This window comes from Pedobacter sp. 05L430, assembly GCF_056397585.1.
Map to the genome: position 1 here is coordinate 1 of NZ_JBFTNT010000014.1, position 26,778 is coordinate 26,778.

At 39.6% G+C, this 26,778-nt stretch carries 19 protein-coding genes; 14 read left to right on the forward strand and 5 right to left on the reverse strand.

Annotated elements, in window-relative coordinates; translation table 11 throughout:
- Positions 1-110: 110 nt before the first annotated feature.
- Complete coding sequence (locus tag AC1DG9_RS05230; RefSeq protein WP_172661174.1) at positions 111-1,562, forward strand: APC family permease; 1,452 nt, start codon at positions 111-113, stop codon at positions 1,560-1,562.
- Between the two features lie 78 nt (positions 1,563-1,640).
- On the opposite strand, the gene AC1DG9_RS05235 is transcribed toward AC1DG9_RS05230, so the two are convergent.
- The 5 genes from AC1DG9_RS05235 to AC1DG9_RS05255 all read right to left on the reverse strand — a co-directional run bounded on the left by AC1DG9_RS05235 (position 1,641) and on the right by AC1DG9_RS05255 (position 8,642).
- Entirely contained in the window at positions 1,641-2,312 is a 672-nt protein-coding gene (locus AC1DG9_RS05235; protein ID WP_048907218.1) for a hypothetical protein, read from the reverse strand.
- Between the two features lie 101 nt (positions 2,313-2,413).
- Positions 2,414-5,473, reverse strand: coding sequence for an efflux RND transporter permease subunit (locus AC1DG9_RS05240; RefSeq protein ID WP_477612073.1), 3,060 nt, complete (start codon positions 5,471-5,473; stop codon positions 2,414-2,416).
- A gap of 16 nt (positions 5,474-5,489) precedes the next feature.
- A complete protein-coding gene (locus AC1DG9_RS05245) occupies positions 5,490-6,524 on the reverse strand; it encodes an efflux RND transporter periplasmic adaptor subunit (RefSeq protein ID WP_216854390.1) in 1,035 nt (344 codons plus the stop codon).
- 21 nt (positions 6,525-6,545) lie between these two features.
- Positions 6,546-7,898 (reverse strand): TolC family protein, encoded by a 1,353-nt coding sequence (locus tag AC1DG9_RS05250; protein ID WP_172661171.1) that lies wholly within the window; start codon positions 7,896-7,898, stop codon positions 6,546-6,548.
- Between the two features lie 129 nt (positions 7,899-8,027).
- Positions 8,028-8,642, reverse strand: coding sequence for a TetR/AcrR family transcriptional regulator (locus AC1DG9_RS05255; protein ID WP_288883574.1), 615 nt, complete (start codon positions 8,640-8,642; stop codon positions 8,028-8,030).
- A 358-nt stretch (positions 8,643-9,000) separates the two neighbouring features.
- On the opposite strand from AC1DG9_RS05255, the gene AC1DG9_RS05260 reads away from it, so the two are divergent.
- From AC1DG9_RS05260 to AC1DG9_RS05320, 13 genes are all read left to right on the forward strand, one after another.
- Positions 9,001-9,594, forward strand: coding sequence for an RNA polymerase sigma factor (locus AC1DG9_RS05260; RefSeq protein ID WP_172661169.1), 594 nt, complete (start codon positions 9,001-9,003; stop codon positions 9,592-9,594).
- Between the two features lie 72 nt (positions 9,595-9,666).
- The gene (locus tag AC1DG9_RS05265) at positions 9,667-10,800 is read left to right on the forward strand and encodes a FecR family protein (protein ID WP_288883571.1); all 1,134 of its coding nucleotides are present in this window, start codon (positions 9,667-9,669) and stop codon (positions 10,798-10,800) included.
- A 189-nt stretch (positions 10,801-10,989) separates the two neighbouring features.
- The gene (locus AC1DG9_RS05270) at positions 10,990-14,361 is read left to right on the forward strand and encodes a SusC/RagA family TonB-linked outer membrane protein (protein WP_288883570.1); all 3,372 of its coding nucleotides are present in this window, start codon (positions 10,990-10,992) and stop codon (positions 14,359-14,361) included.
- A gap of 38 nt (positions 14,362-14,399) precedes the next feature.
- Positions 14,400-15,956, forward strand: a complete 1,557-nt coding sequence (locus AC1DG9_RS05275) for a SusD/RagB family nutrient-binding outer membrane lipoprotein (RefSeq protein WP_337717364.1) — start codon at positions 14,400-14,402, stop codon at positions 15,954-15,956.
- A 41-nt stretch (positions 15,957-15,997) separates the two neighbouring features.
- Positions 15,998-17,314 (forward strand): ethanolamine permease, encoded by a 1,317-nt coding sequence (gene eat, locus AC1DG9_RS05280; protein WP_172661165.1) that lies wholly within the window; start codon positions 15,998-16,000, stop codon positions 17,312-17,314.
- Positions 17,311-18,669, forward strand: coding sequence for a glutamine synthetase family protein (locus AC1DG9_RS05285; RefSeq protein ID WP_337717366.1), 1,359 nt, complete (start codon positions 17,311-17,313; stop codon positions 18,667-18,669). Before eat ends, AC1DG9_RS05285 begins: the two co-directional genes overlap by 4 nt.
- A 35-nt stretch (positions 18,670-18,704) precedes the next feature.
- Entirely contained in the window at positions 18,705-19,853 is a 1,149-nt protein-coding gene (locus AC1DG9_RS05290; protein WP_172661163.1) for an iron-containing alcohol dehydrogenase, read from the forward strand.
- A 10-nt stretch (positions 19,854-19,863) separates the two neighbouring features.
- On the forward strand, positions 19,864-20,580 hold the full coding sequence (locus AC1DG9_RS05295) for a gamma-glutamyl-gamma-aminobutyrate hydrolase family protein (protein WP_288883964.1): 717 nt from the start codon (positions 19,864-19,866) through the stop codon (positions 20,578-20,580).
- The gene (locus AC1DG9_RS05300) at positions 20,577-21,941 is read left to right on the forward strand and encodes an aldehyde dehydrogenase family protein (RefSeq protein ID WP_172661161.1); all 1,365 of its coding nucleotides are present in this window, start codon (positions 20,577-20,579) and stop codon (positions 21,939-21,941) included. The genes AC1DG9_RS05295 and AC1DG9_RS05300 overlap by 4 nt, the downstream gene beginning before the upstream one ends.
- A 106-nt stretch (positions 21,942-22,047) precedes the next feature.
- Positions 22,048-23,073, forward strand: coding sequence for a sensor histidine kinase (locus AC1DG9_RS05305; protein ID WP_172661160.1), 1,026 nt, complete (start codon positions 22,048-22,050; stop codon positions 23,071-23,073).
- Positions 23,070-23,774, forward strand: coding sequence for a LytR/AlgR family response regulator transcription factor (locus AC1DG9_RS05310; protein WP_172661159.1), 705 nt, complete (start codon positions 23,070-23,072; stop codon positions 23,772-23,774). The genes AC1DG9_RS05305 and AC1DG9_RS05310 overlap by 4 nt, the downstream gene beginning before the upstream one ends.
- 74 nt (positions 23,775-23,848) lie before the next feature.
- Positions 23,849-26,080 (forward strand): TonB-dependent receptor, encoded by a 2,232-nt coding sequence (locus tag AC1DG9_RS05315; protein ID WP_477634374.1) that lies wholly within the window; start codon positions 23,849-23,851, stop codon positions 26,078-26,080.
- Between the two features lie 29 nt (positions 26,081-26,109).
- On the forward strand, positions 26,110-26,766 hold the full coding sequence (locus AC1DG9_RS05320) for a hypothetical protein (protein ID WP_288883962.1): 657 nt from the start codon (positions 26,110-26,112) through the stop codon (positions 26,764-26,766).
- Positions 26,767-26,778 lie beyond the last annotated feature (12 nt).

The following is a 26,778-nucleotide window of genomic DNA, read 5'->3' on the forward strand; positions in this document are numbered from 1 at the left end:
GTGAAGAATGTACGAACGTTCTGTATTTTTAATATATTAGCAGGGCAGTTGATACATAACTTATAAAGCTCTTGTATTGGATTTATGCTAAAACCAACCAAACAAACCATATGGATAAAGAAAATCAAGACGGTTCTTTTAAAAGAGAACTAGGACTGTTAGATGGTACCATGCTCGTAGTCGGCTCAATGATTGGGTCGGGGATATTCATTGTAAGTGCTGATATAGCCCGACAAGTCGGTTCTGCCGGTTGGCTTATTCTCATTTGGGTGGTTACCGCAATAATTACCATTATTGCCGCAGTTAGTTACGGTGAGTTGAGCGCAATGTTCCCAAAAGCAGGAGGACAATACGTTTATTTAAAAGAGGCTTATAATAAACTGATTGCATTTTTATATGGCTGGAGTCTGTTTGCCGTAATACAAACAGGGACTATTGCGGCCGTAGGGGTCGCGTTTTCTAAGTTTGCCGCCTACCTTTATGAACCTTTTAGTGAAAATAATATCCTATGGCAAATTCAAACAGGAGTTAGCGACAAAGGTATTCCGGAGCATTACGCAATCAGCGCGGCTCAGTTGGTTTCTATTGTCACCATCGTTTTTCTGACCTTTGTAAATAGCCGTGGTGTTAAGGATAGTAAAATTCTGCAAACTGTTTTAACGATTATAAAAATCCTATCACTTTTTGGTTTAATCATTTTCGGATTTACCCTTGCAGCGAAAGCTGAGGTCTGGGATGCAAACTGGGCCAATGCCTGGGAAACACGTTCTTTTAGTTTAGAAACAATGACCTGGGCGCCTATTAGTGGAAGCTTATTACTATCGGGAATTTCGGCAGCAATGGTTGGTTCATTGTTTTCAAGTGATGCATGGGCAGGGGTTACCTTCATTGCCGGAGAGATTAAAAATCCTCAGCGCAATGTTGGTCTAAGCTTGTTCCTGGGAACGCTAATTGTAAGCATAATTTATATTCTTGCTAATCTGATGTATGTTGCAGTATTGCCTCTCGACCAGATTACCACTGCAAAATCTGATAGGGTAGCAGTAGTTGCGGCACAGTATATTTTTGGACAAGCGGGTACCATAATTATTGCTGTAATGATTATGATCTCTACGTTTGCCTGTAATAATGGTTTGATTATGGCGGGGGCCAGGGTATACTACACAATGGCAAAGGATGGGTTGTTCTTTAAAAAGGCGGCCACTTTAAATAAAGCAGATGTACCGGGCTGGGCTTTATGGGTACAAGGAGCATGGGCTTCTGCGTTGTGTTTAACGGGTAGATATGGTGCTCTTCTGGATTTTGTAGTGATTATTGTTTTGATATTCTATATCCTTACTATCTATGGGATATTCATTTTAAGAAGAAAAATGCCTGATGCAGAGCGTCCATACCGGGCTTTTGGTTATCCGGTTCTGCCAATGTTATACATCATAGTAGCATCAGCACTTAGTGTTGCACTTTTAATCTACAAGACAGACACTTGCGGATGGGGTGTGTTAATTATGCTGATAGGGATACCAGTTTATTATCTGACTAAAAAAGTTGAAGCAACCGAGTAATAAAAAGGTAATCGTCATCTCCTTTGATTAACCAAAGGAGATGACGAGGCAAACGATAGCGTTACCGAGCGTATTAAACTACTGGTTTCCTAAACGTGTGGTGAAGTCAGAAATAACATTTTGGTATTTTCTCAATACCCGATCCCAATCATGAAACTGTTCATCGGCTTTTACGCTTGTTAAAGGAGCACCAGAAAATTCACTTACAAGTTTAACCTTATAAGTAAGCGGTTCGCTTTTAGATAGCTTAATAATTAAACGCGTTCTGATAGTGTTTTGCTGGAAACTTTGAATGCTCCATGAAGTTCTTAAATAAGATGTTTCTTTGTCGGCAACTTCAATTGCATCAAAGTAATCAGTCACAATTTGATTTGCGCGTTTCCACACCTCTGCCACATCTTGTTTTTTATTGATTTCAATAGAGAAATCGATGTTGGCCTGGTCCGTTTTTATTGAAGCTTCCTCGGCATCATCCTTCTTCATGTCAAAAAACTGCTTCTTTGGTGGCTCGGCCATTCCCTTCTTATTGCAGAAAGTTTGCTCATACCTTAAGAACCCGGCTTTCTGAACTTTTACATTTACGCAAGAGTTTTTTGGGACTTTGATCTTTGCATTACCTGTACCTAAAATTTGTCCGTCTACAACAATTTTTGCATCAGCTTCTGAAGCTGAGATTTGGACGGTTTGAGCTTTAATTGCAAAAGGTGCAATTAAAAACAGTGAGGCTGTTAATAAAGATTTTAATTTCATAATAAAGTTAATTTGTGAAGATTATCCGCCACAAATTAAACCCTATAAAACCCTTAAAAAAATACCCATTAATGGGTATTTTTTTAAGGGTTTACTGTTTCTTATATTGTTTGGTCAACTGCAATTTTTGGTGGTAAAAGTTTATACATCACCGGTGTTACTAGTCTTGATAATAATGTCGAGCTAATTAAACCACCAATAAGCACCAAAGCAAGTGGAGAATACAATTCACTATATTCAATTACAAGTGGTAGCAATCCGCCAATGGCTGTTAACGAGGTCAAAAGTATGGGTACAAATCTAATTTCCCCGGCTTCAATAATCGCTTCCTCAATGCTTTTTCCCTGCGCCCTTAATTGATTTGTAAAATCTACAACCAACAGAGAGTTTTTCACTTCTATACCTACTAATGCAATAAAACCTATTGTGGCTGTAAAGGAAAGCGTTTCACCTGCAAAGAACAGCATGATCAATCCTCCAACTATTCCAAGTGGAATAACCGACAATACAATCAGTATACTTTTAAAGGTTTTGAACTCAAGTATCAACACCCCCAGAAAACCAAAAACAGTAACAATAAGGATAAGACCAAGATTACCAAAGCTTTCTTCTTTACTCTCTTTCTCGCCTGCAACTTTAAAAGAGAAGCCTTCAGGGAATTTAAATTTGTTCAGTTTTTCAGTGATCTCCTCATCCAGGCGCTGCACGTTATAGCCTGGTTTTACAAATGCAGAAATGGTTACATATCTGTCTTTATCATAATGTCTGATCTGGTTTGGCGAACTCTCGAAACCACTAGATGCCACGTTTTTCAGAGGGATATTTACCCCAGAGGAAGACGGAACATATAGCCTGTCGAACATACTGATATCCTGAATATCGTTATTTCTTGGAATAGAAACATTCACATTATAATTGTCTGCTTTTCCCGAGTCTTCCCTGTACGTTGCTACATTCAGTCCGGCAGATCCCAATCGAACTGTACGGTCAATATCCGCAGAAGCAACACCCAGCAAAGCCGCCTTTTCTTTATTTATTGTAACCTTAAGGTCTGTAGGTTTTACCAGTAAAGGATTGTTTACGTAAATAGTGCCATCTACTTTACTGATCAGCGAGGCAATATCGAATGCTGTTTTGCGCAGGCCGTTAAGATCATCGGCATAAATGCGGTAGGCAAGGGGGGCATCAACTGGTGGTCCCTGTTCAAAATCTTTAACCTTAATGTTTGCACCAGGGTAACCATTCAGCTCTTTTCTTACCCTTTCAATTACCGCAACTTTTTCGCGGGTTTCCAGTCCCTCTACCTGGACAAAGATCTGTGCATAATTTTCGCTTTCATTATGTGGGATCACATTGTAATAGATTCTTGGATTTCCTTTACCAACATTACTGGAAAATGAACTTATTTCAGGTACTTTTTTCAATACAGATTCCACATACCTTGTTACTTTATTTGTGGTATTTATATTGGTTCCCTCCGGGGTTTCTATATCCACCAGAAACATAGGTTTCTCAGATTTTGGAAACAGGCTGCTTCCTATAACCGGAACTAATCCAAGTGAGGCAATAAAGATCCCTCCGATAATGATAAGTGTAACTAATGGTCTCTTCAGCGCTTTGTTAAGTACCGCTCCATAAGTTGTATGAATTCCTTTTTTCATTGCCCTGAGCAGAAAATTTCCCTCCTCACTCATGTGCGGTTTCAAAATGATGCTTGCTAAAAAAGGGACTACTGTTAGCGATACCAACATAGAAGCAAAAATTGTAGTGATTACAGAAAGCGGTAAACTTCTAATAAAATCCCCGGCTCCTTCGGGTAAGAAAACGATTGGTAAAAAGGCAAATATAAGCAGTATGGTACAGCCAACAACGGCAATGCCGATTTGAGAAGTAGCCTTTATAGAAGCCTCTATTCTGCTGTAGCCCATACGCAGATACCGTTCAATATTTTCAACCACTACAATACTATCATCAACCAGAATACCCAGCGCTACAATCATACCTACAATGCTTAGCTGATTGATGTTATAACCCAATGCATTCATCAGGGTAAGCCCGATGGCAAGAGATAACGGGATCGAGATCATCACAACAACCGATGCCCTTGTACCCAGAGGCAGTAAGGTAACCAACACCAATAAAATTGCGATACCAAAATCTCTGGTAAAATGCGAAAGCCTTACATCTACGCTTTTAGCCTGATCAAAAACCTTTACAAGGTCAATACCCGGTGGTAAATCCTTTTTAAATGCTGCTAATAAGGGGACAACTTTTTCCTGCACAGATATAATGTTCTCTCCATCTTTTAAGCTGGCATTTATAAAACTGCTTCTGTAGCCGTTCAAGCGGGTAATATGTGTTTCATCTTCATAGCCTAATGAAACATCGGCTATGTCTTTCAGGTAAACTACTTTTCCCTGGGCACTAAAGATTACCGTATTCTTAACCTCATCTATGCTCGAAAAATTACCGCTGGTTTTAATATTAAGCTTTCTGTTTCCCATACTGATGTTACCACCTGGAATGTTAACATTCTCACTTTGTAATGCAGCAATAACATTATTCTGGGTAAGTTTTTCCTGAGCTATTTTTTGAATGTTAAGCCTTACATTTACCTGATGTTCAGGAACGCCGGCGTAGGTAACTCTTTTTAATGCCTGTATTTTTTCGAGTCGTTCCTTTAGCTCTTTTGAATATTTTTTAAGCGTGGCATTGGAGGTGTTTTCACTCACTAAAGCAAACTGATACACACTAACATCCGATGGAATCTGTTTGTTGATCCGTATATCTGCTATATCAGAAGGTAGCTCACTTCTTAAGCTGTTAATTTCTCTCACCACCTCCTGATACTTATCATCGGGGTTAGAGCTATATTTATATATTATTTGCATAACTGCAAGACCATCGCTTATATCTGTGGTTATGTGTTTTATATCGTCAAGTTCGTGGATCTTTTTTTCCATTGGGTCAACAACCAGTTGCTCCATATCCTTAGGATTAGTTCCCGGATATACTACAACTACCGTAAATTGCGGAGGATGGGTTTCAGGATCTTCACTTCTTGGCATGGTGAACAAGGAATATATTCCCAGAGCTAGCACCGCCACGAAAACAATCAGTGTGAACTGATAATTTTTTACTGCAAATTCAGGTAATTTCATTTTGAAATAATTTAGGCTATCTGATTATTTTAATTGAAGAACCATTAGTAAGATAGGCTGATCCTTCTCTTATTATCTGATCAGTGGCTAATAAACCAGAGGAGATAAATGCCTTGTCGCCTTTTAAGTAGGCAACCTTCACCGCTTTCTTTACAGCTCTGTTGTTCACAGAAGTAAATACGTAAGCACTGTCGTTTTTGCCTTCCACTAAAGCATCTACCGGAACAGACAAAAGGTCTGTTTTGCCAAAAGGATAGATCTTTACTTTGGCAAAGAGTCCTGAGATCAATTTGGCATCGGTAGGATTGAGCCTTATTTCGGCCTGATATAAACCGGAACTTTCATCACTGCCCTGGGCAAGGGACTTTACTACTCCTGTTAATGTTTGAGGAAAGACATCAAAGTTTAACTCAACTTTCTCCTTTCCGTTAATTCTTGATCTGTCTTTATCGGTAATACCACATTTAACTATCCAATCTTTATTTGAAACGCCACCTATGTAAAGTATGGGGGTTCCTCCGGCTACCTGTTCTCCTTCATTTGCGAGTTTTTTAAGAACAACGCCAGTTGTATTTGCCCTTATGGTCGATTGAACAGCGTTGAACCGCGCTATGTCCAAACTTTTTTTGGCAATTGCCAAAGCCGTTTGCGTATTTTCCAATTGCTCCCTGGTACTAACACTGTCCTTAAATAAATTGGCAGTCCTTTGGGCATCCCGCTTTGCTTTATTAAATCCCTCTTCGGCCTGGTTAAGCTGAGCATTTACCTCTGTCATGTTTAGCGAGGCAAGTACTTGCCCATTGCTTACATGATCACCTTCCTTAACAAGGATGCGGTTTATGATTCCACTGGTTTTAAAAGAAAGATTACTCTGTTGTTCTGACGATAGTAAACCAGAAGTTTCCACCGGTTCATTTTCATTAAGGGCATTTGAGGAAATTACCTTTACCGGAATTGAGTTATCGGTTTTTTGTGCCGGTTTTGGTTCACTGCAACCAATTACGGCAATGCCAAGAAATATGAAGATCGGGAGTGTATTTATATGTTTCATTTTGTTTTAAATTAAAGGTGATTAAAGAATATAGCTTGCTTTTGCTCTTTCCAGTTCGGTTGTTCTGGTTAGCATATTCAGATAGGCAATACTTTGTTTTAGCTGATCATTTATCAGTCTTGTCTGTGCATCCAATAACTCCAGGTAAAGCGCCTGACCCTCTTTATAAAGACGTTGCTCGTCTTTATAATATTGAAGAGATAACGACGACTGGCTAACTGAGGCTTTAAAAGCCTGTAGCGCTGCGTTCAGTTTGTTTTGAGCTGTAATAACCTCAAGTTCCAGTTGCTGCGAGGCCTGTTCTGTTTGTGTTTCGGTGGACTTTAAATCTAAAAGCGCCTGCTGAGTTTTGTTTTTATTTCTGTTGCCATTAAATATTTGCCATGATAGTGTTACTCCGAAAAGATAATAGGGCGCATCTTTGTTTACTTTTAAAAAATCACCCTGAGCACCTACATCAACAAATGTGGATAGCTTTGGAAGTACTGCTACCCTGGTTAATTTTACAGAGAGGGTATTTATTTGATTTAAAGATTCCAGCGCGGTAAGTTCTTCTCTTTTTCCGGAATGAGAAGATGAATCTGATCCAACAATCGTATTCTCGTTTTCACTAATTTCAATGGTACTGTTGAGCGGCTTATTGAGTAGAAAATTGAAATACGCGGCAGCGTTCAGAGACTCAGTTCTGGCATTTTCAAGTTGAGTTTCAAGCCCTGTAAGCTCATTTTCTGAACGGGCCACCACTGTTCTTATCGCTTTTCCATTTTTAACCATTGATTGATTTATCCGCAGGTTTTCTTTTGCCAATGCAATCCCGTTTTCAAAAATTTTTATGGCCTGCAGCGATTGTTCGTATCCATAATACGCAAGTTTAACCTGCTTTATCAGCTCGCGTTTATACAGCCTTAGTTCTATCTGCTGCATAGTGATCTGTTCTTTTTTGATGCGGCTGTTGTAAATAATTTCCGCATTATACAGAGGCAAGGTGGTATGTACTTTGGCATCGTAATAATTGTTCGGATTGAAAGTCTGACTCACATTATCTACCTGAGGGAATTTACCCGAACCTGTTAAGCTGTTTAAGGTGCTGTACACAGGATTTAGGAGGTCGCCAATTGGGATTTCAATTTTGCGTCCACCTCCTGATGTCAGGTAGGAGGTGTTTAGTTCTACATCTGGAAGGAATAGTCCCTTTGCTTCTTTTAGGGCGTAAAGACTTCGCTGTAAAGCGAAATCTTGTTTTTGTATCCCAAGATTATTTTTGAGGGCCTCGTCTATATAACCCTGAAGAGGACTTTGAGAGAAGACACTAAAGGGAAGCCAGCACCCCAGGATTAATAGTATTAACGATTTTAAGGCTGTTTTTCTATTCATGACGTATCGTTGTTTATAAAATGAACACTGTTTATTAGAATTGATATTTTTTGATTTGTTACATTGTTTTTGAAAAATAATAATCGTTGGTTATTTACTAAACACTGTTTATGTTAAGGTAAATTTTTTTTACACTTTAAGTGTTTTTAGAAAATAGTCTAATGATTGGGCTAAAAGATTAGGATTTTGTTCACCTTCAATATTTACCGACTGCAGCCGCTCTCTTATAAATAAGGAAATAAGGCCATGAACATAGGACCATATAGACATTGAAACGATAATGGGGTCACCATCAACAATAAGCTTTTTATCCAGGCATTCTGTAACCGTATTAAGCAGGTATTGGAAGCTATTCTCTCCGGCTTCCCACTTGCTATGGCATTTAATTTCACTTAAAGGGGCCCTCATGATGAACATAAGATCATAATAGTCCGGATTTGTCAGCGCAAAATTCAGGTATATTTTTCCTAGCTCAGCCAGCCTTTCAAATGGATCAGTTATCTGGTTATGGTTTATAAATTCTTTGTTTAACAGATCGAATCCCTGTTCGTGGATTACGTAAAAGATTTCATCTTTCTCTTTGAAATAAAGATAGATTGTTGCCGGACTGTATTCTATATCGTCGGCAATGTTGCGGATAGAAGTTTTTTCATAACCCTGTTCCAAAAAGAGTTTGGTAGCCGATTCAATAATCAACTTTCTCCTGTCCAGCTTATCTCTTTCTTTTCTATCTTTTATTGACATACTAAAATGCTAACTGATGCAAATATAATAAACACTGTTCAGTAAATGCAAAAAAAGAGAAAATATTATGGTATGTCTTAAAATAGGAACAGGGATGAGCAATAAAGCTATCCCTGTTTTAAGATGGTTGATCCACCACAGATCAACCTAAACCAAACAAACCACTACTATAACGTATGATATTGTCAAAAAGTTTCTTTATTTGAAAATAAATTTTAAATAATTACTTCTCAGGACGTTACCTGATGGTTTTAGCAGACAAAAAATCTATTTCTAGTAAAATATGAAGGTTTTTTAATTCCGTAACATTTGTGTAACATTAATTTATTTTTAGTAAATTAGTATCGTAAGCCAAACCATGACCACATATTCTATGCTTTCTGATCAAGACCTCAGGGCCAAATTAGTCTCTGGGGATGAGTACGCCTTTGCGGAATTCTATGAGAGGTACAGTGCCGGAATTTTAGGTTTTGTTAAAAAGTTTGTTCACTCTGCTGATCTTTCAGAAGATCTTACACAAGAAATATTTATAAAGATCTGGCAATGCAGATCAAAATTAGCAGATATCCAATCGCTAAAGGCCTATTTACATATCGTTGCCAGGAATCATACCTTAAATAGCCTTAAAAAAGCCTTCCGTTCTGAAGTTGCTATGTCAGAGATAGTCAATAGTTTTGTTGAAGAAAGGAACTCCACTGAAGACGAGCTTTTGAATAAAGAATATTACGACTACCTTCAAAAAGCATTAGCGGTATTATCTCCCCGAAGCAGAGAAGTTTTTAAACTATGCAGAGAGCAGGGCAAAAGTTACGAGGAGGTAGCAACGGCATTGGGTATTTCCCGAAATGCCGTAAAGAATCATATGGTAGCTTCTATGAAAATTCTCAGGACTTCTGTTGAAAGGGACCTGGGTATCTCTTTAGGAGTACTTTTGGTTATCCTGTTAAAATAAGTTCAAAAAAATAATTTTTCCAGCTACCCTCGGCGCTTCAAATATTGTCTTAGTATTTGAAAGGCCCTCACTATGGAAGATAAAGAATTTTACAGAATACTTGTTAGTCGATATATTAATAAACAACTCTCTGATGATGAGTTGGAATTGTTTGTACAGTTAACCAAAGATGGGAAACTGGATGAACATCTTTTGGGAGCGATGGATGAGGAAGGTGGAATTTCTGAGGCTGACGAGGACCACCACAAGCAAATTAAAATAAAGCCGTTGTGGCTCAAACTAACTGCTGCGGTTGTTGTATTGGTTACGTTATCTATAGGCTTATATTCTTATGTTAATCACAATCTTAATAATGCTAATCTGCGCGCTGTTTACACAAAACAAGATGCGGAACCCGGTGGAAATAAGGCTATACTTACTTTAGCTGATGGTACTGAAATTTCGCTAACAGATGCAGGTAACGGCCAGATTGCTAAACAAGCTGGAGTAGCAATAACAAAAAATGCCAGTGGGCAATTGGTATATACTGTTATAGAATCCAGGAAAAAAGAGATGGCATATAATACCATCAGTACACCCAGGGGCGGTCAATATCAAGTGAATTTGCCTGATGGTACAAGAGTTTGGCTAAATGCTGCCTCCTCCGTAAAATTTCCAACAAGTTTTGCTAATGCGACCTATCGAAGGGTAGAACTAACCGGAGAAGCTTATTTCGAAGTATTTAAGAATAAGAAGCTTCCTTTTATTGTGATAACAGATAAACAGGAAGTTGAAGTTTTTGGAACCCATTTTAATATTAATTCTTATGATGATGAAACAAGCATCAAAACAACCTTGCTTGAGGGTTCAGTAAAAGTATCATTACTGAACGGGAGGAATAAAAAAGTTTCACGTTTCCTGAGACCCGGAGAGCAGGCCAATGTTGAACATCAGGATATGAGCCTGAAAATCAGTAAAGCCAATATTGATCAGGTAATGGCATGGCAAAAGGGGTATTTTCATTTCGAGGGTGATGACCTGCAATCTGTGTTGCGTCAGCTATCGCGATGGTATGATGTAGATGTATTATATGAGATAAACCATACTGATGATGAGTTTATGGGCGATATCCCGCGCAACGTAAAATTATCAGAAGTGCTTAAGATATTAGAATTTGGAGGTGTCCACTTTAAAATTGAAGGAAAAAAACTAATTGTAACTAAATAAACAACTTAAAACCAGTATTGTATGGAAAAATAAATACCTAACCCGTATAACTGAGAAGAAAATACCGGACCCTGGTTGCAACAGGATCCGGATAGATCCACTTCTTAAGTTAGAAATGGAACAAAGTTCCGGTCGATCTCAAAAAATACCTTGTTAAATAATTAATGAATTAACCAAACATTCAAAAGTATGAATTTAAATCAATGTAGGAAAGCATCTGTTTTCAGGTGGTTATTCTCATCCAGGAATTTATTGGCAATGAAACTAATTGTACTATTAATCTTCATAGGTTGCCTTCAAGTCTCCGCAACGGGATTTTCGCAAAGTATTACACTTTCCGAAAGAAACACTACGCTAAATAATGTGTTCGAAAGTATAAAAGAGCAAAGTGGCTATACCTTCTTTTATAACAATAAACTCATAAAACAGGAAGGCCGAATCAGCATCGAGCTGAAGAATGTAAGTGTGGAAACAGCGCTGGACCAGATATTTAAAAACAGGCCGTTTTCATATAAAATCATAAACAAAACCATTGTAATTAAGAGAAATTCCATTTCAACAGCATCGGTTATTGTTACTGCCGAGGCGCAAATAAACATTAAGGGGAAAATTTCAGATACAGAAGGCAATCCGCTATCAGGAGCAACTGTTATGATTAAAGGAACTTCAAAAGGAACTTCTGCAAATATCTCCGGTGAATTTTCGATAGATGCGAAAGAAGGAGATGTATTGGTGGTAAAATATCTGGGCTATCAACCCAAAGAGGTATTGGTAAAGGCAGGTGTTACCAGTATAAATATTGTACTTGAAGCCGAATTACAGGGCCTTTCTGAAGTGATTGTAACGGCCCTTGGGGTTAAAAGACAGGAAAAGGCTTTAGGTTATGCTGTGCAAAGAGTTGGGGGAAAAGAACTGCAAACTGTAAAAGGAGTGGACTTGGGTACTTCCTTAACCGGTCGGGTTTCAGGTTTGGTAATTAAGAATTCTACGGAATTTAATGCAAGACCTACAGTAGAGTTGAGAGGTGAAGATGCATTGTTAATTATTGATGGGGTCCCTTATGCAAACATGACTTTACGTGATGTGCCTACCGATGACATCGAAAGTATGGATGTGTTAAAGGGATCGACTGCTTCTGCTTTATATGGCTCACGTGCTAAAGGTGGTGTTTTGATGATCACTACTAAAAAAGGAGCAGCAGCCAAGGGGTTCTCAATTGATGTAAATAGTAATACTATGTTTCAATTGGGTTATCTGGCAATTCCGAAAGTACAAAGTTCATACGGTCGTGGTCAAAATGGTGAAATTGATAACGATTATGTTTGGGGTCCAAAACTGGATGCAGGAAATACAGCCAGAGATTGGAACCCGGAAACCAAACAATTTGAAGATGGACGCCCCTTAGTATCGGTAGGAAAGGATAACCTGAAGAATTTTATGAATACCGGTATTATAGCCAGTAATAACATTTCTTTGGCACAGAGTAATGAGAATGGAAGTTTCAGGATTGGGGTAAACCATATTTTCCAGAAAGGCCAGTTTCCAAATCAGAAACTTAATCTCCTGAACCTTACTTCTGGTGGTGAGATCATAGTTAATGATCATTTTAGGGTAGAGGGACGTTTTGGTGTTAGTCGTGGTTCTACGCCTCAAATGTGGGGTAGCGGATATGGAAATCAGGGGTATTTATACCAGCTTATCATGTGGACGGGTACAGAGTACGATATCCGTGATTATAAAGACTACTGGGTAGTTCCTAACAAAACACAGAACTGGATGTATACCAATTGGTATGATAACCCATACTTAATTGCTTACGAAAAGCTTAACGGTGAGGTCAAAAATAAAGTAAATGCAAATGTCACTGCCAATTATAAGTTCAACAATGATTTTAACCTGATGCTGCGTTCAGGTTATGATAACTATAATAATACAAATACCAAACAAAACCCTACAGCTAATATTTTCTCTACACGTGGCGGATGGAATGCAAGAGGAATGTATGAAACAAGTGATTCAAGAGGTTTCTCTACCAATAACGATTTGATCCTTACTTTTAATAAGAAAGTTAGCAAATGGGCATTTGAGGGGTTAGCCGGTGGTACACTTTATTATTTTAAAGATGATGGCTTTACCGCTACCACTAAAAATGGATTAATTTCTCCTAGGTATTTTTCTCTGAAAGGTTCAGTTGAGCCGGTAACAATTACCCCTGGAAGAAATTGGTCTCAGCAAATTAACAGTCTTTACGGCCGGGCATCTGTAAGCTGGAACGATGCAGTGTTCTTTGATGCTACGGGCAGGAACGACTGGAATTCAGCTCAGCCAGAATCATCGCGATCTTTCTTTTATCCATCTTTGGGCTCAAGTGTGGTAGTATCTGAGCTGGTAAAAATGCCGACTGTGATTGATATGTTTAAACTACGTGGATCATGGACACTCTTTAAAAACGCATTTGATCCTTTTGCAATTAATAAAACTTTCTCCACTACTACCTCAGCATGGAATACACTTAATTCTGCCAGTTATCCATCAAAGCTGATCGGAGAGCATTTACTGCCAAGTACACAGCGCACCTGGGAAGTTGGTGCAGCAGGCTACTTACTGGGTAAACGACTACATTTCGATGTTGCATATTATGATAAGTACTATTACAACAGACAGGTAAATACTGATATTCCAGGGTCATCTGGTTTTGCTACCATATTGGTAAACACTGCAGAAACATATGCCAGAAGAGGTCTTGAAATTTCTGTTGACGGTTCTGTGGTAAAAAATGAAGACTTTGAGTGGAAAACTACCGTTAACTGGTCTAATCAGCACCGCTATTATGTTAACCTTGATCCTGTTTTGTCAGCTGATAATCCATGGGTTAAAAAAGGTCAAAGGTTAGATACTTATCTCAGCTCATATTGGTTGAGGGATCCAAGTGGAAACGTAATTTTTAACAACGGCTTTCCTGTTGAAAGCGATTATGATAAAAAATATGGTTATGGAGATCCCGATTTTAGCATTGGTTTTATTAATAATTTCCGCTACAAAAACTGGAATCTGGGTGTAAATATAGACGGACGTATTGGAGGGTTAATGTACAACTACCTATACGATAAAATGTGGGATACCGGTACTAACCCAGAAACCGATAACCAGTATCGCTATGACCAGGTAGTAAACGGTTTGAATAACTATGTAGGTAAAGGTGTTAAAGTAGTGTCTGGAGAAGTGCAGTTTGACAAATATGGAAACATTACCAGCGATACCAGACAATACGCAGCAAACGACGTACAAGTAGGTTATCAGGATTTTGCACAATCTTTTAGAGGGGGTGATATGGGTATTCAAAAAGAAACCTTCATCAAACTTCGTGAAGTTTCACTCGGGTATAATTTCCCTGCAAAGCTGGCTAATAAAATCGGTGCCCGGAGCGCATCATTTTCAGTTACAGGTCAGAATTTACTGCTGTTAACCGACTTTAAATTTTCAGATCCGGATATAGATACTGAAAACCTGAACTCTCCTTCATCACGAATGATTGGTTTCAATCTTAAAGTAGGATTCTAGTAAGGCAGCTTTTACGTTTATAAATAACTTAAATCAAGATGAAAAGAATTATAAAATATATGTTGATTTTGCCTTTACTGGCAACGCTAACAAACGGTTGTAAAAAGTTTGAAGACATCAATACCAATCCAAATGAAACAACCCAGGTAAATTCGGCCATGCTGGCAACAGGTATGATTCTGAACGTAACCCGTGGCGACATCAGCTCTACAAAAGGATTTATGCAGCCCTTTTTATTGGGCAAATACCTAACCTGGGGAGAGGGTCAAGAAGGCTTTCAATACAACAGACTCGGACGTACCGATTTTGATCGCATTACATTATTGCGGAATATTCCATCAATGGAAAACTATGCTACAAGCGATGCACTTAAAAAATCATATCAGGGATTAGGACATTTTATCCGTGCATGGCAATTCTTTATGGCTACAATGCAGGTAGGAGATATCCCCTATGCAGAAGCCGTAAAAGGAGAAACTAATGTGCTGCAGCCTAAATATGATACTCAAAAAGCAGTTTTTATGGGAATTCTGAATGAGCTTGATCAGGCAAACCAGTTGTTTGCAACAGGTGCAAACTTTGAAGGTGACCCTATCTATGCCGGTAACGTCGACAAGTGGAGAAGGCTTACCAATAGTTTTGAGCTGCATGTGCTAATTAATCTTTATAAAAAAACAGCAGATGCAGATCTTAAGGTTATTGACCGTTTCAAAGATATTGTTGCAAACCGTCCGCTGATGCGCGATTACAGAGATAATTTTGCACTTGCTTATAACAATACTGCTGGTCAGAATTACCCATGGTCTGATGTGCCGGCTGGTTCTGGTAACTCATTTGTGAAATCGAACTATACCATGCTCACAAACACTTTGCTAGCGCCTTTAAAAGCTACCGACGACAGGAGGTTGTTTTACTATGCTAAGCCTTCGCCGGTTAAAATTACTGCAGGGGTGTCGCAGTCTGATTATAACGCTTATCCGGGTGTAGAACCTTCTGATGCCTTTTCAGCCTTGCAAACAAGAAGAGTAGGTAAAGATTATGCCGACCTTAATAATCGTTATGTGCAACTGGTAAATGCTGAGCCGGTTAGTGTATTTAGTTGCTGGGATATGCAATTTGCGCTTGCAGAGGCTGCTGTACGCGGATGGATTACAGGAACAACAGCACAGGTTTATTACGCTGATGGTATTACAAATTCTATGAACGCAGTTGCAATAAATACACCTGATCTGGCCGATTATCACCACAACATGAAAATGGACGCAGCTTATATACTTGCCTTCCCGGCTAAGCCAGGAGTTGCCCTTGCAGGGTCAACTGAGGAGCAGATTAAGCAGATCATCACGCAAAAATATCTGGCCAATTTCTTACAGGGAGGTAAATATCAATCCTGGTTCGAAAACCGGAGAACCGGATATCCTGTATTTACTTTAAACAGTACAACAAATTTAAATACACCATCTACAAACTTTCCGTTACGCTGGTTATATCCATCTAATGAGTTGAGTTATAATTCAGACAACCTTGATGCAGCTGTTCAATCTCAATACGGAGGTAATGATAATACAAATCAGCAAATGTGGTTGTTAAAGTAGTAATTATCTTATATTTATAATCATGTAACCGAAATCATCAAATGACAGAAAACAAAGGTTTAAAAAAAACACTCACCCCGTTTATGCTCTGGGGGCTTGGAGTAGGGTATGTCATTTCGGGTATGTATTTTGGATGGAACCTGGGTCTCGAAAAAGGCGGCACAGGGGGGATGGCTATAGCCACTATAGTGATCATGGTAATGTATGTAACCTTTACATTCAGCTATGCGGAACTTGCCTGCGCTATCCCCAAGGCGGGTGGGGTATTTGACTATGCAAACAAAGCGATGGGCAAAAATATCGGCTTTATAGCCGGTATTGCCCAGATTGTAGAGTTTATACTTGCTCCGCCAGCCATTGCATTTGCAATTGGTGCATATTTCAATGCATTTTTTCCGCAAGTGCCCATACTAACCAGTGCCATAGCCATTTACTTCGTGTTTACCGGGCTCAATGTATATGGTGTAAAAGCTGCGGCCTCTTTTGAGGTGATCATTACTGTTCTTGCCGTAGGAGAATTGCTTTTGTTTTCAGGTATCGCTTTGCCAAAGTTCGAGGTAGCAAACCTTACCCACAATGCAATGCCCAATGGATGGGGAGGCGTTTTTGCAGCCATTCCATTTGCCATCTGGTTCTTTTTGGGAATCGAGGGAATCGCTAATGTGGCCGAAGAAACCAAGAACCCGCAAAAAGACATCAGCAAAGGATTTGGCTGGGCCATCTTTACACTGGCTATACTGTGCGTATTAATCTTTATTGCAGCTACCGGCATCGCCGGATGGGAAGCAATAGTTTATAAAAATGGAATAAGCGGAGAAACATCAGATTCTCCGCTTCCTTTGGCCCTTGCAAAAATAACAGGCAGTAATCACCTCATGTACCACCTGCTAATTACTGTTGGTTTATTCGGACTGGTAGCTTCTTTTCATGGACTTATACTTGCTGCCGGAAGATCAACCTATGAAATGGGCAGGGTACATAACATCCCCTCATTTCTCGGCAAAATATCTCCAAGATTCCATACCCCGGCAAATGCGCTTATAGGAAACATGGTAATCGGTATTCTGGCATTGCTTTCCGGTAAAACATCAGAGATCATCATTGTCTCTGTTTTTGGAGCACTTACATTATATATCATTTCCATGATTTCCATTGTTATCCTGAGGAAGCGGGAACCTGATCTGCCAAGACCTTTTCGGGCTCCATTTTATCCGGCATTTCCGGTTATCTCGCTCGTCATTGCAACTGTATCTATTATTGCAATGTTCATTTTCAATTTTAAACTCGGACTTATTTATTTCTCCATATTGATAGTAACCTTTTTGCTGTACAGAATCTTTAAACCATCTCATGCATGACAACACAAGAAATATTAGCATATGTAAAGCAGCATCCGTCAGGAAAAGTAAAACTCGCCGTTGCCGATATTGATGGCGTTTTAAGAGGCAAGTATATCTCTGCCGAAAAGTTCACTTCTTTAGCAGAAGGAAGATTAGGATTTTGTGATGTTACTTTTGGGTGGGATATGGGTGATGTAGCTTACGATAATGTGAAATTTACAGGCTGGCATACCGGCTATCCCGATGCACTGGTAAAGCTTGACCTAAGTACATTCCGTAAAATACCCTGGGAAAATGATATTCCTTTTTTCCTGGGCGACTTCGTAGATGATGATGAAATACCAGGATATACCTGTCCGCGGCAGTTACTGCGTAAGGTGTTGGCAGATACTGAACAAAGTGGCTTTTCACCCTATTTTTCACAAGAATTCGAATGGTTCAATTTTGCAGAAACACCAGAAACAGCACACCAAAAAGGCTATCAAAACCTTACACCCTTAACTCCTGGAATGTTTGGTTACTCCATTTTACGGAGTACCTTAAAAAATGAATACATGACAGATCTTTTTGATCTGCTTTGCAAATTCGGAATACCTATAGAGGGCTTACATACAGAAACCGGGCCAGGGGTTTACGAAGCAGCCATTAAATATGCGCCTGTTTTGCAGGCGGCAGATCAGGCGGTATTGTTTAAAACTGCGGTCAAGGAAATTGCCTATAAGCACGGGGTTATGGCTACCTTTATGGCAAAGATTACTGAACATCTTCCTGGTTGCAGCGGACATGTTCATCAGAGTTTGTGGGATAAGGATTCGAAACATAACCTGTTTTACGACGAAAAGGATCCGCACAAAATGAGTGAACTGATGAAAAGCTATATAGCTGGGCAATTGCATTGTTTGCCGCAAATATTGCCAATGATTGCTCCGACCATTAACAGTTATAAACGATTGGTTGAAGGGGCCTGGGCCCCAACTACCCTAACCTGGGGTATCGACAACAGAACGGTTGCCTTAAGGGCATTGCCTTGCAACGCAAAAGCAACGCGTCTGGAAACAAGGGTAGTAGGTTCCGATACTAATCCATATCTGGCTTTGGCTGCCTGCCTTGCTGCGGGTTTATATGGAGTTAAAAACAAAATGAAACTGGAAAAGGAGGCTACCGAAGGAAATGGTTACCGGGATCTTTCAAACGGAGTATTGCCGGCCAACCTTTATGAAGCTACCCAAAAAATGAAACAATCAACAGTAGCAAAAGAGCTGTTTGGCGATCAGTTTGTTGAGCATTTTACGTTAACAAGAGAGTGGGAATGGAAGCAGTACGCCAAAGTAGTAACAGATTGGGAGCTTAAACGCTACTTTGAAATTATTTAACCTCAGGTATAATTTGATTAATAGTAACCATACATATGACATTCGATAAAGTATATCAGTATAATTTCCCAACCACCATTCGTTTCGGAGCTGGGGCTATAAAGGAATTGCCCGCTTATTTGCAAAAGAATGGATTAAAACGGCCAATGATCGTTACCGATCCAACCATAGCTTCATTGCCATTTTTTAAAGCCATTGTAGCCGATTTACAAGCGCATAACATTTCAGTAGAAGTATTTAACGACATTCACAAAAACCCTGTAAAAAGCGATGTATACAAAGGGGGCGATGTGTGGGATAATACTTCCAGAGATAGCATTATTGGTATTGGTGGCGGTGCAGCATTGGATGTGGCCAGGGCAATTGTGTTAAGGGTAAATCACCGCGAGGATCTGTTTAAATACGATGACCTGATTGGTGGGGATGTTTACGTTACCAACGATGTCCCACATTTTATTACCATTCCAACCACCTCGGGAACCGGAAGCGAAGTAGGCAGAAGTGCTATTATCGCTGATGATGAAACACATCAGAAAAAGATCCTGTTCTCTCCAAAGTTAATGGCACAAATTGTATTTGCTGATCCGGTACTTACTATGGATTTACCTCCATTTATAACGGCAGCAACAGGTATGGATGCGCTTACCCACAATATGGAGGCGTTTCTGGCAAAAAATCCGCAACCGCTGTGCGATGGTATAGCACTAGAGGGCATTTCGTTAATAAAAGACGCGCTCGAAAAAGCGACAAACAAACCTGATCTGGAAAGCAGAAGTAAAATGCTGATGGCCTCTATGATGGGCGCAATTGCTTTTCAAAAAGGACTTGGTGTGGTGCATTCTCTCGCACATCCACTTTCTTCCTTACTCGATACGCATCATGGTTTGGCCAATGCGGTAAACATCCCATACGGAATGGAATTTAATATTGCCGGCTTTGAAGACAAATTCCGCAGGATAGCCCGGACGCTTGAATTAAAAGAAGAAACAGGCGAAGCGGTGGTAAAATACCTTTTTGAACTGAATACTAAAGTAAATATCCCGCATCATTTAAGAGACATCGGTGTAAAACCCGAACATATAGAAACACTAGCAGACCTCGCCCTTGCCGATTTTGCACATCCTAACAATCCTAAACCGGTAAGCCGCGAAGATTTTAAACAACTGTATTTAAAGGCGCTTTAATGATATTCTAATGAAAAAAAAGATTGGAATAAGCTATACCGAAACCAATTTTCAGAACTATTGGAATTGGTTTACCTCGCAGGAATTGGGAGATGAAATTGAACTCATAGAGCTTTCTTTTCAAAAGGATAATATTTACGATTTTCAGTTATGTGATGGCTTTGTTTTAACCGGGGGAATAGACGTAGTTCCTGAATTGTATGGTGGGGTACAAGATTATCCACATAAGCCGGATGTGTTTTTACCCGAAAGAGATCAGTTTGAACTACAGATTTATACCTATTCACAAGATCACAAAGTACCTGTTCTGGGAATCTGCCGGGGCATGCAATATGTTAATATCCTTGAGGGGGGCAAAGTATTTGAAGACAATGGCGAGCAGGTGAATCAAATCCACAAAAAAGGTGCTGAGGACAAAGTACATGGCGTAAATGTTAAAAAGGAAAGCTTGCTGTATAGCGTAACCGGTGTAGAAAAAGGAGAAGTAAACAGCGCCCACCATCAGGGAATTAATCCGAATTACCTTGGTGAGAATTTAATGGTTAGTGCGTATTCAGATACCGACGACGGTATCATTGAAGCCCTGGAATTTAAAGATAAAACCGACAAAGCTTTTATGCTAGGCGTACAATGGCATCCTGAAAGAATGAAAGAAAAGGAATCGAACCCACTCTCTCAAAAAGTTAAAGAACAGTTTATAGAAGCAGTAAAAAATCATAAAAGATGAATGTTGTAAATCCGGCTACAGAGGAAATTATTACCATATTAATAGAAAACGACAAGGCATCGTTAGATAATAAATATAACCTGCTTAAAGCTGCTCAAAAACACTGGGCAAAGCAATCATTAAAAGGACGCATTGCCGTTATCCATCGGTTTTACGATTTGCTGGATTTAGAAAAAGAAAAACTTGCGGCAATACTTACTTCTGAGGTAGGCAAGCCCTTACAGCAATCGCGCAATGAACTTAACGGGGCCAGAACAAGGATTCAATGGATGATTAGCAATGCAGAGAAATACCTTTCAGATGAGTGGGTTACTGATACCGATGAACTGAAAGAAAAGATCTCTTATGATCCGCTTGGTGTAATCTGTAACATATCGGCCTGGAACTATCCATATCTGGTTGGGGTAAACGTATTTGTGCCAGCCCTGCTTGCTGGAAATGCAGTAATGTATAAACCTTCGGAATATGCTTCTTTAACAGGACTGGAAATTGAGCGCCTACTTAAAAAAGCAGGTGTACCTGAAAATGTTTTTCAGATCGCTATCGGGGCTAAAGAAACAGGAGAACATTTATTAGATATGGATTTCGATGGTTATTTCTTTACCGGTTCCTATAAAACAGGAAAACACATTTACGAACGAGTAGCCAAAAAGATGGTTCCTTGTCAGCTGGAGCTTGGCGGTAAAGATCCGCTCTATGTTGCAGATGATGTAAAAGATATTGTTGCAGTAGCTGCGGGTACCGCTGATGGGGCCTTCTATAACAACGGACAAAGCTGTTGCGCGGTAGAGCGTATCTACGTGCATGAAAATGTATATGACGATTATGTGGCCGCCTTTGTAAAAGAAGTAAAATCATGGAAATCGGGCCCACCAACAGAAGATGGAGTTTATATAGGCGCTTTAACCAGAAAGGAACAAATTGATGTACTAAAGCATCAGGTAGAAGATGCTATAGAAAAAGGAGCTACTCTATTGCAGGGGGGTAAACGCAAAGGCCATATCGGGCATTATTTTGAACCTACTGTTCTCACCAATGTAACTAATGATATGAAGGTGATGCAGGAAGAAAGCTTTGGGCCTATAATTGGAATTATGAAAGTAGCGGATGACGATGAAGCATTGGAGATGATGAAGGATACGGCCTATGGGCTTACAGCTTCCGTTTATTCTGATAACATAGATAGGGCAGAACACATTCTTTCGCAAATTGATTCCGGTACGGGATATTGGAATTGCTGCGACAGGGTAAGTGCGGGCGTGCCATGGAGTGGCAGAAAACATTCGGGTATAGGTGCTACCTTATCCCACCAGGGTTTGCGTGCTTTTGCCAAGCCTAAAGCCTGGCACTTGAGAAGCTAGTGCCATAGTAAAAGCAGGCTGTTGTCGCTACAATTGCCTGCTTCGTCTACTCTTTATTTCGTTACATGTATGAATAAGTAGCTTTGTAATTTGTTACTAGAGGCTAATGAAAATATCTGTTAAATTCCAGCACATCAGTATTGCCCTTCATGTATTTGTCTGGGGAATGATCCTCTTGTTACCTTATTTTGTTTCCTCTGCAGAACACGATTATAAAATAGGGCCTATACCAGGGCCTTTCTTTACCCTTGCGGGTTTTATTCATCTTTTTATATTTTATTTTAATGCCTTTTACCTCATACCCCGGTTACTAAACCGGCGGTGGTGGTGGTTATACATTATTGCATCGGCAATTCTTATAATCAGTTCCTTTCAGTTAAAATACCACCTGCTTTTATGGTGGTTCCCCGATGTCCTAAACGACATGTCGGCTTATAAATTTGTCTTTGCACCTTCTATCGGAATATTTGTAATTAGTATTGTTTATCGTAAGGTAGTTGATAAGATCATATCCGACAGGAAACAGCAAAAGATCGAAGCAGAACAGCTGTCTACCGAATTAAAGTTTCTGCGCTCTCAGATCAGTCCACATTTCCTGTTCAATGTGCTTACCAACCTGGTATCGCTGGCCAGAAAGAAATCAGATCAAATGGAACCTTCTCTGATCATGCTTTCTGAACTCATGCGCTATATGTTGTACGATACACAAGGGAAAAAGGTAGCGCTGGGCAAAGAGGTTTCTTATCTTAATAACTATATAGAATTACAGAAATTGCGTTTTGGTAACGATGTTGAAATCAACTACAACGTAGATCCTGGCATAGAAAATGGAGATTATTCCATTGAGCCAATGCTGCTCATCCCTTTTGTCGAAAATGCTTTTAAACATGGTGTCGCCCACCAGGGGTATCCTAAAATAAGCATAAGTACGTCCGTAAAAAATGATGTGCTGCTATTTGAAGTAGAGAACCAGATTGATGATCAGCCCAACTCCAGTAAAGATGAAAATTCGGGCATCGGACTGGCCAATGTTAAATCCCGATTAGATCTGCTTTATAAAGGCAAGCATAACTTAAAAATTAAAACGGAAAACAATTTGTTCCATATTACCTTAACTTTAATGCTTAAATGATCAAATGTATTGCCATTGATGACGAAAAACTGGTTCGGGATCTTTTGGAAGATAACATCCGGCAGCTGCCATTTTTAGAGTTAATTAAAACCTGTAAAAATGCACTCGAAGCCTATGAAGTTTTACAAACCGAACAGGTGGACCTCATTTTTCTGGACATACAAATGCCCGGTCTAAGCGGACTGCAGTTCCTGCAATCCTTGCAGCATCCGCCAATGGTGATCCTGGTAACAGCCTATGAACAATATGCGTTGGAGGGGTTCAATCAGCAGGTAGTAGATTATCTGTTAAAGCCCTTCAGTTTCGAACGTTTTTTAAAAGCATGTAACCGCGCCAATGAATTGTTCCGTTTGCAGCATAATCAGAACAACGATGTAAATGAGATTCAGGACTTCTTTGTAAATGTAGAGTATACCCTTGTTAAAATTGTAGTAGCAGATATTGAATATATAGAAGGGTTAAAAGATTACATCAAAATTCATTTGTCGACCAGCGATAAGCCGGTGCTTACCCGCATGACCATGAAGGCAATGGAAGAAAAGCTTCCTGCAAATTCCTTTGTAAGAACCCATAAATCTTTTCTTGTAGTTGTGCAAAAGATAACCGCCGTTAAAAGGGATTTTGTCTGTATTGGCAATAAAGAAATTCCGGTAAGTGAGTTTTATAAAGAGAATCTCCGGTCTCGTCTACAAAATTTCTGATGTAGTCTACTCTCCAAAAACTGCATTGGTTTTCAGCATAAGTTTGCCTGTAAGTTATACAAAACCCGCAGGCAATGAAAACAAATTTCGCAACATACATAATCATAATTTTGTTGGTATCGGCCTTCTCTTTTGCCTTTGGCCAATACCGGATTTMAGGAACTGTAAAAAGTGATAAAGGAAATGCTATTCCACTTGCAAGTGTTTTATTAAGCCCTTCAAATAAAGGAGCTAAAACAGATAGCACAGGTAAATTCAGTATTGAAGGTTTAAAAGGAAAACAAGTGCTATCTGTATCCTCAATAGGTTATAAACTGTTCAAAAAAGACATCAGCTTAGATTCATCCCTTTATCTGGACATTGTTTTAAAGCCAGATACCAGAACGCTGAACGAAGTAACCATTAGTGCCGGGTCTTTTGAAGCAAGCGATAAGGCTAAAGGGGCCTCTCTTACCGCAATGGATGCCTTTACTGTTGCCGGGAGCATGGCTGATTTATCCTTAGCCCTGCGGTCCTTGCCGGGCGCACAACAAGTCGGCGATTTGGATGGCTTGTTTGTCCGCGGCGGAACAGGCGACGAGACTAAGCAGTTTATTGATGGTACACTGCTCAAAAATCCAAACTATCCAAGGGTGCCTGGTATGCAGCAGTATGCACGTGTTAATCCGATTCTGTTTAAGGGTATACTTTTTAGTACCGGTGGTTATTCCGCATTATATGGCCAGGCAATGAGTAGTGCCCTGATTCTCGAAAGCAATGAGCTCCCTGAAAAATCATCGGCCTATTTTGCCATTTTTCCGCCAAGTTCCAATGCAGGTATACAACAGTTATCGCGCAATAAGAAAAGCAGCTATGGTGTTACACTGCGCTATAGCAATGCAACATTTTATAATTCTATTGTTAAACAAAAACCCGATTATTTTAGGGGGCCGGAATATATTGAGGGGGATGCGAATTTTAGAATAAAAACAGGGAAAACCGGAATGCTCAAGTTTTATACCAACTGGGACATCAGTGATGTTGGTATGCGTAATGCTGATATCGATAGCACAGCACTAAGATCCAGCTATCAGGTAAAAGGAAAGAGCATCTACAATAACCTTAGCTATAAAGATTATTTAACAGATAAATGGCAGGTTGATGCAGGTTTAGTCTATAGTTATAATGAGGATCATACCATTAATGGTCTTTTAAACATCGATGGACAGCCCGTAAATCTAGAAGATGACGCACTAAATTATAAGAATGCCCAAAAATTAATCAGATCTAACTTTGCGCAGGGTAGAATAGTATTTACCAATACACTTTCAAACAATCAGGCACTGCGTTTCGGAGCAGAGCACTTTTATAACCGGGACAGGGGCTTTTCCAACGATAGTACCCTTGCCATTATCGACAACCTATCGGCAGCTTTTGTTGAGGGCGATATTTACCTGGCAAAAAATCTGGCTGCAAAAATTGGAACCCGTATAGAGTACTCTTCTTTGTTAAATAAGGCAGTTGTGGCACCACGTGCAAGTCTGGCATATCGTTTAAAAGACGGCGGACAATTCAATCTGGCTTACGGCATTTTTTACCAGGAACCATTGAACGAAATCTTGTACCGGAGCACTGACCTGAAATTTTCAAGGGCAGCACATTACATGCTAAACTATACCAAAAAAGCAAACAACCGTTTCCTCAGGATAGAGGCTTATCGTAAGCAATACAACGATCTTGTAAAAACAATCCCTGTTATTAATAATGAAGGAAGTGGATATGCACAGGGGGTAGAGTTGTTTTTCAGGGATAAAAAAACGATTAAAAATCTTGATTACTGGGTTACTTATACTTACCTGGATACCAAACGCAATTACCTCAATTACCCATTTGCTTTGCAACCTGCTTTTGCTACGCCGCATACGGCAACCATTGCAATTAAACAAAATTTTCAGGACATCAATACCTATGTGAATGTATCCTATGCAATTGCTACAGGAAGGCCGTATTATGATATCAGATACAGTGCTGATGACAATGCCTGCAAGATCTTTGATCAGGGAAAAACAAAAGCATACAGTGTAATGAACTTACAGATTGCCCACCTTTTTTCAATCTTCAGCAGCTGGAAGCAAAGGCCCGTTTCCGGATTTAGTGTAGGGGTAAATAATATACTGGGCACTAAGCAGGTATTCGGATATAATTATAGTCTGGATGGCACCAATAAAGTGCCCATAACACTGCCTGCCACCCGATTTTTCTATGCAGGCATATTCATGAGCTTCGGGATAGACCGCACCAGCGATTTCCTCGACAAAAATCTATAAATATTTTTTAACCATTAAAAATCAATAACATGAAAAAGTTAGTATTAGCTATTCTGGCCCTGGTATCATTCTATTTTACTTCAGCGGCACAGGAACAAGGAAAACCAAATGCATTACAAAATGCGGTAACTAAATTAGATCAGGCAACTAAGGCCAAAGATTTTGAACTGCTGGAGAAAGAATTTTTACAGATTGCAGCCCAGCAGAAAAAAGATTGGCTGCCCTATTATTATGCCGCATTTTGCAATGCGAAAGTAGGTTTCATCAATCAGGACGATGGCGAAAGTATAGAGCCTTTTAGCAACCGCGGAGAAGAGCAGGTGCAAATGGCCAAATCACTGCTCGATACCGTAAAGCAAAAAAAGGAGCTTTCAGAGCTGTATACCGTGCTCAGTATGGTCTACCGTACAAAGGTGTTCATCAACCCAATGACATATGGAAGAAAATACGGAGTCCTTTCTCAGCAATACCGTGTAAAAGCACAGGAACTCAATCCTGAAAACCCCAGAGCAATCTATGTAAAAGCCTGGGAAATGTATAAGACCCCAAAAATGTGGGGAGGCGATAAAGAGGCTGGCAAGCAGTTGGCAACCAGAAGCCTTGCCTTGCTTCAGAAGGAGCAATCAAGTGTTCAACCACACTGGGGTAAAACAGAGAACCAGGAATTATTAGGTAAAAACAAATAATCATTAACAATT

What these genes read in the sequence shown, in the direction of transcription:
- AC1DG9_RS05230 (WP_172661174.1), top strand. Translation starts at nt 111, where the DNA reads ATGGATAAAGAAAATCAAGACGGTTCTTTTAAAAGAGAACTAGGACTG.
- AC1DG9_RS05235 (WP_048907218.1), bottom strand. Translation starts at nt 2,312, where the DNA reads ATGAAATTAAAATCTTTATTAACAGCCTCACTGTTTTTAATTGCACCT.
- AC1DG9_RS05240 (WP_477612073.1), bottom strand. Translation starts at nt 5,473, where the DNA reads ATGAAATTACCTGAATTTGCAGTAAAAAATTATCAGTTCACACTGATT.
- AC1DG9_RS05245 (WP_216854390.1), bottom strand. Translation starts at nt 6,524, where the DNA reads ATGAAACATATAAATACACTCCCGATCTTCATATTTCTTGGCATTGCC.
- AC1DG9_RS05250 (WP_172661171.1), bottom strand. Translation starts at nt 7,898, where the DNA reads ATGAATAGAAAAACAGCCTTAAAATCGTTAATACTATTAATCCTGGGG.
- AC1DG9_RS05255 (WP_288883574.1), bottom strand. Translation starts at nt 8,642, where the DNA reads ATGTCAATAAAAGATAGAAAAGAAAGAGATAAGCTGGACAGGAGAAAG.
- AC1DG9_RS05260 (WP_172661169.1), top strand. Translation starts at nt 9,001, where the DNA reads ATGACCACATATTCTATGCTTTCTGATCAAGACCTCAGGGCCAAATTA.
- AC1DG9_RS05265 (WP_288883571.1), top strand. Translation starts at nt 9,667, where the DNA reads ATGGAAGATAAAGAATTTTACAGAATACTTGTTAGTCGATATATTAAT.
- AC1DG9_RS05270 (WP_288883570.1), top strand. Translation starts at nt 10,990, where the DNA reads ATGAATTTAAATCAATGTAGGAAAGCATCTGTTTTCAGGTGGTTATTC.
- AC1DG9_RS05275 (WP_337717364.1), top strand. Translation starts at nt 14,400, where the DNA reads ATGAAAAGAATTATAAAATATATGTTGATTTTGCCTTTACTGGCAACG.
- eat (WP_172661165.1), top strand. Translation starts at nt 15,998, where the DNA reads ATGACAGAAAACAAAGGTTTAAAAAAAACACTCACCCCGTTTATGCTC.
- AC1DG9_RS05285 (WP_337717366.1), top strand. Translation starts at nt 17,311, where the DNA reads ATGACAACACAAGAAATATTAGCATATGTAAAGCAGCATCCGTCAGGA.
- AC1DG9_RS05290 (WP_172661163.1), top strand. Translation starts at nt 18,705, where the DNA reads ATGACATTCGATAAAGTATATCAGTATAATTTCCCAACCACCATTCGT.
- AC1DG9_RS05295 (WP_288883964.1), top strand. Translation starts at nt 19,864, where the DNA reads ATGAAAAAAAAGATTGGAATAAGCTATACCGAAACCAATTTTCAGAAC.
- AC1DG9_RS05300 (WP_172661161.1), top strand. Translation starts at nt 20,577, where the DNA reads ATGAATGTTGTAAATCCGGCTACAGAGGAAATTATTACCATATTAATA.
- AC1DG9_RS05305 (WP_172661160.1), top strand. Translation starts at nt 22,048, where the DNA reads ATGAAAATATCTGTTAAATTCCAGCACATCAGTATTGCCCTTCATGTA.
- AC1DG9_RS05310 (WP_172661159.1), top strand. Translation starts at nt 23,070, where the DNA reads ATGATCAAATGTATTGCCATTGATGACGAAAAACTGGTTCGGGATCTT.
- AC1DG9_RS05320 (WP_288883962.1), top strand. Translation starts at nt 26,110, where the DNA reads ATGAAAAAGTTAGTATTAGCTATTCTGGCCCTGGTATCATTCTATTTT.